The sequence below is a fragment of the Ruminococcus sp. 1001136sp1 genome (genome assembly GCF_039841815.1).
In the GTDB taxonomy this organism is placed as follows: Bacteria; Bacillota; Clostridia; order Lachnospirales; family Lachnospiraceae; genus Blautia_A; species Blautia_A faecis.
On the sequence record NZ_JBDPGY010000016.1, the window covers coordinates 49,944 to 61,530 of the forward strand.

The 11,587-nt window shown below is 44.0% G+C and carries 9 protein-coding genes; 6 read left to right on the top strand and 3 right to left on the bottom strand.

Annotated features, from left to right (window positions below):
- Positions 1-76: 76 nt before the first annotated feature.
- Together ABHC48_RS14765 and asnA are read right to left on the bottom strand one after the other, a co-directional pair.
- Positions 77-487 carry a CBS domain-containing protein gene (locus ABHC48_RS14765; protein WP_118578180.1) on the bottom strand — a complete coding sequence of 137 codons (411 nt, stop codon included), beginning with the start codon at positions 485-487 and terminating at the stop codon, positions 77-79.
- 20 nt (positions 488-507) lie between these two features.
- Positions 508-1,515, bottom strand: coding sequence for an aspartate--ammonia ligase (asnA, locus tag ABHC48_RS14770; RefSeq protein WP_195700083.1), 1,008 nt, complete (start codon positions 1,513-1,515; stop codon positions 508-510).
- A gap of 256 nt (positions 1,516-1,771) precedes the next feature.
- Here asnA and ABHC48_RS14775 point away from each other — a divergent pair, with 256 nt between their 5' ends.
- Entirely contained in the window at positions 1,772-2,668 is an 897-nt protein-coding gene (locus tag ABHC48_RS14775) for a hypothetical protein (RefSeq protein ID WP_195700082.1), read from the top strand.
- A gap of 160 nt (positions 2,669-2,828) precedes the next feature.
- On the opposite strand, the gene arcC is transcribed toward ABHC48_RS14775, so the two are convergent.
- A complete protein-coding gene (gene arcC / locus ABHC48_RS14780; protein WP_148461122.1) occupies positions 2,829-3,761 on the bottom strand; it encodes a carbamate kinase in 933 nt (310 codons plus the stop codon).
- A 691-nt stretch (positions 3,762-4,452) separates the two neighbouring features.
- Between arcC and ABHC48_RS14785 the strand changes: the two genes are divergently transcribed.
- The 5 genes from ABHC48_RS14785 to fmt all read left to right on the top strand — a co-directional run bounded on the left by ABHC48_RS14785 (position 4,453) and on the right by fmt (position 11,583).
- Positions 4,453-6,120 (top strand): DUF11 domain-containing protein, encoded by a 1,668-nt coding sequence (locus tag ABHC48_RS14785; RefSeq protein ID WP_195700081.1) that lies wholly within the window; start codon positions 4,453-4,455, stop codon positions 6,118-6,120.
- A 240-nt stretch (positions 6,121-6,360) separates the two neighbouring features.
- On the top strand, positions 6,361-7,818 hold the full coding sequence (locus ABHC48_RS14790) for a UDP-N-acetylmuramoyl-L-alanyl-D-glutamate--2,6-diaminopimelate ligase (RefSeq protein ID WP_187565063.1): 1,458 nt from the start codon (positions 6,361-6,363) through the stop codon (positions 7,816-7,818).
- A 3-nt stretch (positions 7,819-7,821) separates the two neighbouring features.
- Positions 7,822-10,050 (top strand): primosomal protein N', encoded by a 2,229-nt coding sequence (gene priA / locus ABHC48_RS14795; protein WP_195700080.1) that lies wholly within the window; start codon positions 7,822-7,824, stop codon positions 10,048-10,050.
- Between the two features lie 93 nt (positions 10,051-10,143).
- Positions 10,144-10,626, top strand: a complete 483-nt coding sequence (gene def, locus ABHC48_RS14800) for a peptide deformylase (RefSeq protein ID WP_118578240.1) — start codon at positions 10,144-10,146, stop codon at positions 10,624-10,626.
- Positions 10,627-11,583, top strand: coding sequence for a methionyl-tRNA formyltransferase (gene fmt, locus ABHC48_RS14805; protein WP_195700079.1), 957 nt, complete (start codon positions 10,627-10,629; stop codon positions 11,581-11,583).
- The last annotated feature ends 4 nt before the right edge of the window (positions 11,584-11,587 follow it).

Genomic DNA, 11,587 nt, shown 5'->3' on the forward strand with positions numbered 1-11,587 from the left:
GACAACCTTTTCCATTGGTTTAAATGGGACTGAGGTTGTCTTTTTTTTGTGTGAAAAAACGCGGTGATTTAAAATCCTATGCGTTTTTCTTCATTTCTTTATAACAATATTTGATGATTTCTTTCCTTGTGACAATTCCGATAAAGTGATCCTGATCATCTATAACCGGAACAAAGTTCTGGTTGATTGCGCGGTCCAGGAGATCCTCCATGTCGCAGTCAACGTGTACCGGTTTGTAGGTGGCTCTTCTGGAGATAGCCATAACCGGTACTTCCTCGGCTGTTTTCATATCCGTGATGTTCAGATTTTTCATTCCCCAGAGAAGGTCACCCTCAGAAATAGTACCTACGTATTTTCCCTCTGGATTCAGAATAGGAATACAGGAAAACTTCCGGTGTTCCATTTTCTCAAGAGTCTGCCTCAAAGTTTCATTCTCGAAAATGTAGGCAATATCACTTTTCGGTGTTAAGAAAAAAAGTATATTCAATTTGATCCCTCGATTCTATTTTACAGAAGTGGAATACCGCCTTTAGCAGCTTCTTCCTGCATTTCCTTAGGCCACAGGGAAACATGTACTTCTCCAATATGAGCCTTGCGCAGGAAGAACATACAGATACGGGACTGACCGATACCGCCGCCGATGGTGTATGGAAGTTCTTTATTCAGAATGGCCTTCTGGAATGGGAGCTCTCTGCGGTCGTCACAGCCGGCTTCTGTAAGCTGTTTGTCAAGTGCTGTCTCGTCTACACGGATACCCATGGAAGATAGTTCAAGGGCAATGTCCAGTACAGGATAGTATACCAGAATATCGCCGTTTAATTCCCAGTCATCATAGTCTGGAGCACGTCCGTCGTGGCGTTCGCCGTTTGTCAGTTTTTTACCTACCTGCATAAGGAAAACAGCGCCTTTTTCTTTGACGATCTTGTATTCTCTTTCCTTAGGGGTAAGATCCGGATACATGTCTACAAGCTCTTCTGTGGAGACAAATGCGATCTCTCTTGGAAGAATTTCTTCTATGTAGTCATACTGTACTGCCATGTATTTCTCTGTCTTGCGGAGTACGCTGTAGATAGCACGGACAGTGTTAATGAGAGTTTCTACATTTCTCTCTTCTTTGGTGATGATCTTCTCCCAGTCCCACTGGTCTACATAGATGGAATGGATGTTGTCAACATCCTCATCACGGCGGATGGCAACCATATCGGTGTATAAGCCCTCACCTACAGAGAAACCATATTTCTTCAGTGCATAACGCTTCCATTTTGCAAGAGAATGTACGATTTCAGCGTTGCAGTCCATGCCTTTGATGTCAAAGCTTACCGGACGCTCCACGCCGTTCAGGTTATCATTGAGGCCGGAACTTGGATCTACAAATATAGGTGCGGAGACACGCAGAAGGTTCAGCTTCTGTGCAAGTGTCTGCTGGAAAAAATCTTTCACAGTTTTAATTGCTACCTGAGTATCATGAAGATTAAGGTCTGCATGATAGCCCATAGGAATTTTTAATTGTTCCATGGGAATCCTCCTTGTTGATTGTGTTAATCTCTGTTTTCTGTTCACGATAATGTTCTGTGGTTACTAAAACGTAAACAGGAACAATCTCGGTTTATTATAACAGGTATTTTCCCGCTTGGCAATTTAGACCTTGCAAGAAATATGCAAAAAAGATACAATAAAAGACAAAGAATGTGATGATTTTTCCCTGTTGGAGCAAAAACAGGAATTACAGGTTGTGGTGAAACAGAATAACCAGAGAACCGGGAGGATGTCTATGGAGAAAAAAAGGTGCCAGGTCTGCGATGGGCCTGTTGTAAATGGCAGATGTAAGCTGTGTGGAATGCCTTATAGAAATGATGAGACTTTGTATCATCTGAATGAGAACAGAAGTGACCATTACCGTCATGCTACCAGCCGGGCGCGGGCAATCATGCGCCAGGAGGAAATCCCGCTGGGAGATAAGAAGGCTGGAAGTGCTGCATATAAGACCGGGACCGGAACAGGCGTGGCAGGAGCCGGAAATAAATATGATCAGAAAACGGGAACTGGAAGTTCTAAGTCACTGGCTGGTGCAGGCACAGGGAATTTTTATAATAAGGGAAGTGTGAAAGCAGGAAGTACATATGGAGGCAGCACTGGCGCTGCTAAGAATGGAAATAAGGTCTCTGTCCCTGCTGGGAATTATAATTCCAAGAGCAGACAAGGTACAGCTGGAACTTACAGCACTACAGCTAAAAAAAGCAGTGTTTACACCCAGAAACCGGTAAAAAAGAAAAAAGGCTCCCTTTTTGGATGGCTCATGGTCCTGGTGATCATTTGTGCAAGCTTACCGGAAATCCGGGATTCCCTAAAGGACAGCCTTGCTCCGATACTTGAAGAAGAATTTGGAGATATGTTCGGCTCTGGGGCTGATTCAGCCTCTTATAAACTGATGGCGGGAGATGTGCTGGAGGTTGGGGAAAATGTGGATGGAGGCATTGTCCCAGGATATTACATTGCTTCCTGTTCAAATGGTTTTGTGAGTTTTATGATCATGGGAGAAGATGGTGAAAACGGAAGCATGACAGTGACAGATGGCGTGGAGCGTAAGATTACCCTGAAAGAGGGAGATCTGATCGGAATCATAAATACAGAGTCAGAGGATTCCTCATTGATGCTTACTGCTCGTTGAGATTGGGGAAATAATAGTAAAATAATAGTAAAAAAAGGAACCTCGTCAGATGAGTACTTATTTCGTCGGAGGTTCCTTTTTGTATGTTTAGAGCGTATTTGAAAAATCATTCCCGCAAATTGTGACGCACATCTTGCAGAAAGCCTTTTTCAAACACTCTCTAGCGGATGGTAGTTCCTGTTTTTCCTTCATAGCCCTCTTTGGCATGAGCCATATCGGTAATCACAGTGCTCCGGCCTTCCCCTTTCTCAATAAAGGAAATACCTGCTTCGATTTTGGGAAGCATGGAACCGGAAGCAAACTGGTTCTCTTCGATGTATTTCTTAGCGTCTGCTACAGTGATGCTGCCAAGCTTCTGCTCATTTACCTGACCGTGGTTCAGACTTACGTTCTCTACACTTGTGAGAATCAGAAGAGTATCGGCATTTAATTCTTCCGCAAGAAGTCCTGCAGCAAGATCTTTCTCAATGATGGCACTGGCACCGTGAAGGTTGATGCCCTGCTCAAGCACTGGAATTCCACCGCCGCCGGCTGCGATAACAACCTGGTCTGCATTGAGAAGTGCTCGTATGGTCTCAAGCTCTACAATTCTCTGTGGCTTCGGAGCTGCTACGATTCGTCTGTATCCGCCATCAGCAAGTCTGGTGACAAAGTTTCCTTTTTCTTCTTCTGCTTCAGCTTCTTCCTCAGTGAGAACACGTCCGATAATTTTCTCCGGATCTGCAAAAGCGTCGTCATATGGATCAATAACAGTCTGGGTAAGAATGGTAGCAACAGGTTTGTAAATTCCGCGGCTGATAAATTCAGAGCGGATCGCATTCTGAAGGTCATATCCAATGTAGCCCTGGCTCATTGCGGAGCAGACTGACATAGGAGCGAATGTATAATCCGGGTGTGTCTTTCCAAATTCATTCATTGCAGTGTGGATCATGCCGATCTGTGGGCCATTGCTGTGGGAGATTACCACCTTGGCCCCCTCTTCAACAAGATCTGCGATTGCTTTTGCTGCGGCTTTGGTGGCTACTTTCTGCTCTGGAAGTGTGGTGCCGAGAGCTCTGTGACCTAATGCAACTACTACGATTTTTTCACTCATAGGAGATACCTCGTTTCTGTCAAGAATATAATGCGGATATCAGAGTTAAGTGGATTACTGTGAAAGTATTCACAGCAACATGAATGATTTCTCCGGACATCCTTGTGTAATATCTTCCATTATAAAAGCTAAGGGTGGGAATTGCAATAGAAAAGTCCTTGAAACAGGAAAAGCCATCCGCATCAAGCAGATGGCTCATTTCCTATATTTTTGAGGGGGGAGATAGAGAGTGGTTTTTCATCTATCCGAAATTCATTATATCGGCAATTTGTGAGGAAAATGTGTCTCAAATCTAAAAGAAATCGAAAAAATATGAAATGAAAATAAAATCCGACCCTTTATTGCATTTAAAGACCAAGTGTGGTAAAGTAAACCTATCTTGTTTCTGCATTCTGCAGAAAAGAATTTCTACCGCGCCGGTTCGGCGCAAGATAACCCGTTTTTTGAAGGAAACCTGTTAACCTGGGCGTTTTATACGCTTTTTTGAAAATGGATGCATACAATGGCAAGGCAAATTTGCTTCAGAATGCTGTGAATAGGATCTGTTTAAGTGAGAAAGGTGTGATTCCCATGTGCTGTCAGTGACTCATTTATATGGTGATGTCGCCAGTAGGCGGCAAGTCCGTTTTGTAAAATAGTAGTTTAATAACAGAGATTAGTGAAAAATAGGGGTAGAAAAGGAGAAGTTATAATGAAAAACAGAATATGGAAAAAGATACTGACAGTGGGAGTAAGTCTGCTTGCAGAAGCCGGGATGCTGGTTGGATGCACGGCGCAGCCGGCAGTGGCATATGGTGCAGAAATGGAAGGCGGGTTATCTGTTGCCCAAGATGCGGCGTGGACAGATTTACAGAAATTTCAGGCGGTGATTTCTGTAAAGGCAGATGGGCTGGCGTCACTTACGTGGGAAAATGAAAACCAGGAATATGAAAGTGGCGATGAAAATTTATTCAGCAGTGGAAATCAGGACGGGAGCCTGGAAAATGATCAATATGATTTTTCGGATGAAACAATACCTCATCCAACATCTTACGAACTGGTAGTCTGGCTTTCTGAATATTTTCAGCCAGATGCTTCGTTTATGGCACCTGAAGGCTGCCTGAAAGAGGAGCTTCCTATCGAGACTGCTGACGGAAGATCCAGCAGTATAACCGGATTCCGCTGGAAAATAAATCCGGGAGAACAGGGCAAACAGCTGAAAATTCCGGTTACCTTGCGGGATGAATATCGTTTTCCAGCAGAAAAACATACAGTTCCTACCTGTCAGGATATTTTGCATGCAAATGGTGCTATAAGCGGAGAAGAAAATGGAGGCGGAGTTTACATTGTAAAAAAAGTGGAAAATGAAAAAACCATTTTGTGTAAAGCTTTATCTAAGAATCTGGAGATACCAGCTGCACACATGGATTTTTCAGTGGAGATGGAAGCCAAGGAAAAGGCGCTTTATACTGGAAAACGCATTCATATGGCAGTGAATCTGACAAATAATGGTCAGGTACCTTTTTATAAAATTTCCCTTCAGGCCAAAGTAAAAGAACAGGAACTGGTACCTGTGTGGGAAAAGGAGCCTGGCCTTGAAGTTTCGGAAAGTGGTGCAGTGCTGGAAAGCCTTTCCGCAGGGGAAACACGAATCCTGTCTTTTTATATAGATCCGGACATGGATCAGAAAAGTAATCTGGAGCTGGAGCTTTTTGCAAAAACAGAAAATCCGGTTTCGTTGGAGAAAGCAGCAGAAAAACAGTTAACATTACAGCAGGGAAAAGCCTCTTTTACGGTAAAGAAAACAGCTGACTGCGACAACGCCAGCCCTGGGGAGACTGTGACTTATCAGATCAGTATTCACAATACCGGGGAGGTGACTCTGCATTCCGTAGTTACTACAGAACGTTTCGGGCTTGCCGGAGTAACAGCTACTTTTCAGGAACAGAGAGGTATAACCCTGAATAAAAGCAGGACTCAGGCGAAAATCCAGGAAATCGCACCTGGTGGCTGTGTGAATTTAAAGGCAAAAGTTGTACTTCCAAAAGATCTGAAAGACCAGAATCTGATGAATCAGATTATTGTAGTTACTGACGAGACTGGTGAGGAAAGCGCAGTGCGGGATCAGGCAACCATCCGTGTGGAAGATAAGGAGAAGGATGGAAATGGAAATGGAAGCGGAAACGGAAATGGGGGTGGAAATGGAGATGGAACTGGCATAGGCAGTGGGAATAATGATGGTAGCACAATGGCTGCGTCCACCTCTCCAAAAACAGGGGATACTTCCCACAAAGAGCTGTTTCAGGTACTGATTCTGCTTTCGTTTCTTTTTTCCGCTGTAGCCGCCAGAAGAATGTTTGGAGGCAATGCTCACAGATGACCCGTGAATGGAAACTATAATGTGAGGTGAACGGTTACTGCTTTTTTAACAGGAAAGATTGAAAACAAATTCTGTGTGTGATATTCTATAAAAGAGTATGCGTTGCTGTATGATGTCACCAGATTAGAGCGTGTTTGAAAAATCATTCCCGCAAATTGTGACGCACATCTTGCTGAAAGTCTTTTTCAAATAAGCTCTGGCGTGATTTTAAAGCAACGTCAATATAGGGAGGCATATATTATGAAATTATCATCCTTATTAGAGAAGTTAGAATACACCTGCGTGCAGGGGAGCACAGAGCAGGAAGTCACTGGTGTTGTTTATGATTCCAGAAAGGTAACAGACGGCTCTCTGTTTATCTGTATCAGAGGTGCTGTTGTAGATGGACATAAATTTATCCCGGATGTGACAGCAAAAGGTGCTAAAGTTCTGATAGTAGAAGAGGAGGTTTCTGCACCGTCAGATGTTACGGTTATCCAGGTGACAGACACCAGATATGCTATGGCATTTATTTCAGCGGCCTGGTTTGGACATCCGGCAGAGAAGCTGAAAACAATCGGAATTACCGGAACCAAGGGAAAAACCACTACTACCTATATGGTAAAATCCATTCTGGAAAATGCTGGATACAAGGTTGGTCTGATCGGTACTATTGAGGCAATTATCGGAAATAAGATAATACCTGCTTCTAATACCACACCAGAATCCTATGTAGTTCAGGAGTATTTTCACGAAATGGTGGAAGCTGGCTGTGATTGTGTGGTTATGGAAGTTTCCTCACAGGGGCTGATGCTGCATCGTACTCAGGGATTTGTGTTTGATTTTGGAATTTTTACAAATATTGAACCAGATCATATTGGTCCAAACGAGCACAAGGACTTTGACCATTATCTGTCTTGTAAAGCTATGCTTCTCAAGCAGTGCCGCGTAGGAATTGTAAACCGTGATGATGAGCATTTTGACAGAATTGTAGAGGGACATACCTGTACTCTGGAAACCTATGGCTTTTCAAAAGAAGCAGACCTTCGCGCTGAGGATGCCAGACTGATTGGCGGAAAAGGTTATCTTGGAATTTCCTATCAGCTGAAGGGGCTTATGGATTTCCCTGTTGAAATCGACATCCCGGGTAAATTCAGTATTTACAACTCTCTTACCGCTATTGCAATCTGCCGTCATTTTAAGGTTTCCCAGGAAAATATCCTGAAGGCTCTGAAGGTAGCAAAAGTAAAAGGCCGTATTGAGATGGTGAAAGTATCTGATGAATTTACTCTGATGATTGATTATGCACATAATGCAATGGCTTTGGAAAGTCTTCTTACTACATTGCGTGAGTATCATCCACACAGACTGGTCTGCCTGTTTGGTTGTGGCGGAAACCGCTCCAGGCTTCGCCGTTATGAGATGGGAGAAGTTTCCGGTCGTCTGGCAGATCTGACCATCATTACTTCTGATAATCCGCGAGATGAGGAGCCTCAGGCTATTATTGATGACATCAAGGTTGGCATGGCGAAGACAGAAGGTAAATATGTGGAGATTCCAGACCGCAAGGAAGCAATCGCTTATGCCATCCATCACGGAGAACCAGGGGATATTGTGGTGCTGGCTGGTAAAGGTCATGAAGATTACCAGGAAATCAAAGGCAAAAAATATCCTATGGATGAGCGTGTGTTGATCGCTGATATTCTTGCTGGAAAGTAAAACATGACATATGCAGATATTATTGTAGACATTTCCCATGAGAAGCTGGATAAAAGCTTTCAATATCTGGTTCCGGAGAAACTGAAGGACGAGATACAGGTGGGAATGGTGGTTTCCATTCCATTTGGAAGAGGAAATCATGTGCGCAAGGGATATGTAGTGGGGATTTCTGGTGAGCCTAAGGTAAAGGGAATCCAGCTCAAGTCTGTTGCCGGTATTGAAAATGATCAGGAAACCACAGAATCCAGGCTGATCGCGTTGGCAGGGTGGATGAAAGAAAATTACGGCTCTACCATGATCCAGGCTCTGAAAACAGTTCTTCCTATTCAGAAAAAGATGAAAGCCCAGGAAAAAAGGTGGATAACCCTTCTGATTTCCAGAGAAGATGGGGAAAAGCTTCTGGAAGAGCTTAGCATGACCAGATTTAAAGCACGTATTCGCCTTTTGGAAGCACTCTTACAGAATAAAAATGGGAAAATTGAGACTGCCTGGGCTTCAAAGGAACTTGGCACTACGGCTTCTGTCCTGAAATATTTTGAAGAACAGGGGATTGCTTCTGTGGAGTCAGATGAAGTGTACAGAAATGCAATTGCAGATGCAGAAAATATTCCGCATGTGGCACCAGCAGTATTAAGTATATCCCAGCAAATGGCTGTGAATCATATCTTATCAGAATGGGAACGCCCGGATCCGAGGCCGGTTCTTCTTCACGGAGTTACCGGCAGCGGAAAAACGGAAGTATATATGGAGCTGATCGATAAGGTGATAAAGGAAGGCGGTCAGGCAATCGTGCTGATTCCGGAAATTGCGCTGACTTATCAGACTGTACGGCGATTTTATGGTCGTTTTGGTGATAAGGTGTCGGTAATTAACTCCAGACTTTCCCAGGGAGAGCGTTATGATCAGTTTAGAAGAGCCAAACAGGGAGAACTGCAGGTTATGGTGGGACCCCGTTCAGCACTTTTTACTCCTTTTGGAAGGCTGAGGCTGATCATTATTGATGAGGAGCATGAATCTTCTTATAAAAGTGAAAACAGTCCAAGGTATCACGCCCGGGAAACGGCTATACACAGAGCAAAGATGGAAGGCGCAAGAGTAATTCTTGGTTCTGCAACTCCATCTATGGAAGCGTATTACAGGGCGAAAGAAGGAGAATATGTCCTTGTAAAGCTGGAAGCCAGATTTGAAGAAAGACCTCTTCCCAGGGTATCAATTATTGACATGAGGGAACAACTAAAAAAAGGAAACCGCCTTGCCCTCAGTCTGGAACTGAGAGAAGACCTGAGCCAGTGCCTGAAAAAAGGGGAGCAGGCCATGTTGTTTCTCAACCGCCGTGGCTACGCAGGGTTTGTTTCATGCCGTTCCTGCGGTCATGTAATGAAATGTCCTCACTGTGACGTTTCCTTAAGTGAGCATAATGGCAGAAAGCTGATCTGTCATTATTGTGGTTATGAAACTGTGAAACCGGACAAATGTCCAGTCTGTTCTTCCCCATATATAGGCGGTTTTAAAGCGGGAACCCAGCAGATCCAGCAGGTGGTAGAAAAAGAATTTCCAGAGGCAAGAGTTCTTCGAATGGATTACGACACTACAAGAGCTAAGGGAAGCTATGAAAAAATTCTGTCTGCTTTTTCCAGGCATGAGGCCGATATTTTGATTGGAACCCAGATGATCGTCAAGGGACATGATTTCCCGGATGTTACGCTTGTGGGGATCCTTGCTGCAGACTTATCCCTAAATGCTGATGATTATCGCAGTGGTGAGCGCACTTTTCAGCTTCTTACCCAGGCGGTGGGACGAGCAGGAAGAGGAAGGAAAGAAGGCCATGCCCTGATCCAGACTTATAGTCCGGATCATTACAGCATCCAGACAGCTGCAAAGCAGGATTACGAAGAATTTTACCAGGAAGAGATGGGATACCGTCTTCTTATGGATTATCCTCCGGCTGCCCATATGATGGCAGTGCTTGGTTCTTCAGAGGATGAGAAGCTTCTTGAGACAGCCATGCACTATCTTGGTCTGTTTACAGGAAAAATATATGCGGGAAAAGATCTTCATGTGATCGGTCCCGCCCCTGCGTCTGTAGGGAAAGTAAAGGATGTATACAGAAGAGTACTTTATCTGAAACATGAGAATTATGATCTGCTTGTCCGGATAAAGGACAGGCTGGAGGAATATATAGAAATCAATTCCGGCTTCAGAAAAGTTAACATACAATTTGATTTTTCATAAGGCGAAATACCGGAAATAAAGGGCTGCGTTAAGGTGCAGGGCTTTGGAACGATGGGTATTTCCAAATTCAAAGATAAAGGAGATAACACAGAGATGGCACTTAGAACAATCAGAACAGAGGGAGATTCCGTTTTAGAAAAAATCTGCAGACCAGTAGAGAAAATCGACAAACGTACAAAGGATCTGGTAGGAGACATGCTGGAAACCATGTATGACGCATGCGGTGTTGGCCTTGCAGCTCCCCAGGTGGGTATATTAAAGAGAATTGTAGTGATTGATATTGGAGATGGTCCAATTATTCTTATCAATCCGGAAATTCTTATGACATCTGGTGAGCAGACTGGCGAGGAGGGATGTTTAAGTGTTCCGGGAATGTCCGGTCAGGTTACCCGCCCAAATTATGTGAAGGTAAAAGCTCTTGATATGGATATGAATGAGCAGATATATGAAGGAGAAGGACTCCTTGCTCGTGCATTTTGTCATGAGCTGGATCATCTTGACGGAAAAATGTACACACGTCTGGTTGAAGGTGAATTACATCATGTAAGTTATGACAATGAGGAGGAAGAGGAATAAATGAAAATTGTTTATATGGGAACGCCGGATTTTGCAGTCAATCCCCTTCATGCACTGGCTGAAGCTGGCTATGAGGTGACAGGTGTTGTGACCCAGCCGGATAAGCCGAAGGGAAGGGGAAAGAGCATGCTTCCCACTCCTGTAAAGGAAGAGGCATTGAAACATGGGTTCCCGGTTTACCAGCCTGTGAAGGTACGCGATCCGGAATTTTTACAGGTTCTGGAGAAAATGGAACCCGATATTATTGTGGTAGCTGCCTTTGGACAGATCATTCCCAAAAGCATTCTGGAGCTTCCGAAATACGGATGTATTAACATCCATGCATCCCTGCTTCCAAAATACCGCGGTGCAGCTCCTATTCAGCAGGCAGTTATTGATGGGGAAAAGGAGTCAGGTGTTACGATCATGAGAATGGGCACAGGTCTTGATACAGGAGATATGATTTCAAAAATCGTAGTGCCGATTGCAAAAGATGAGACGGGCGGAACTCTGTTTGATAAGCTTGCAGAAGCAGGAGCGAAGCTTCTTGTTGAGACATTGCCTCACATTTTTGATGGCACAGCTGTTTACGAGAAACAGCCGGAGGAAAGCCCTACTCCCTATGCCGGTATGATCACCAAACAGATGGGATTGATCAATTTCGGGAAATCAGCCGAGGAACTGGAAAGACTGGTGCGAGGTTTAAATCCGTGGCCAAGTGCATTTACTTTCTGGAATGGAAAAACTTTGAAGGTATGGGAAAGCTTTGTAGTAAAAAGTGAAGAAGCTGGCGCAGAAAAGTCAGAACCTGGAACGGTAGTAAAAACAGACAAAAAAGGAATTTACGTGGCTTGCGGTGAGGATGTTCTGGTACTTTCACAGGTACAGCTAGAAGGAAAAAAGAGAATGGATGCGGATGCATTCCTTCGAGGATGTCATATAGAAACCGGAAGCAGATTCACAGATAAAAAGGAGTGATCTT

Bases quoted from the DNA above. Each gene is read 5' to 3' on its own strand.
- ABHC48_RS14775 (WP_195700082.1), top strand. From the start codon at position 1,772: ATGGAGAAAAAAAGGTGCCAGGTCTGCGATGGGCCTGTTGTAAATGGC.
- ABHC48_RS14790 (WP_187565063.1), top strand. From the start codon at position 6,361: ATGAAATTATCATCCTTATTAGAGAAGTTAGAATACACCTGCGTGCAG.
- def (WP_118578240.1), top strand. From the start codon at position 10,144: ATGGCACTTAGAACAATCAGAACAGAGGGAGATTCCGTTTTAGAAAAA.
- arcC (WP_148461122.1), bottom strand. From the start codon at position 3,761: ATGAGTGAAAAAATCGTAGTAGTTGCATTAGGTCACAGAGCTCTCGGC.
- asnA (WP_195700083.1), bottom strand. From the start codon at position 1,515: ATGGAACAATTAAAAATTCCTATGGGCTATCATGCAGACCTTAATCTT.
- fmt (WP_195700079.1), top strand. From the start codon at position 10,627: ATGAAAATTGTTTATATGGGAACGCCGGATTTTGCAGTCAATCCCCTT.
- priA (WP_195700080.1), top strand. From the start codon at position 7,822: ATGACATATGCAGATATTATTGTAGACATTTCCCATGAGAAGCTGGAT.
- ABHC48_RS14785 (WP_195700081.1), top strand. From the start codon at position 4,453: ATGAAAAACAGAATATGGAAAAAGATACTGACAGTGGGAGTAAGTCTG.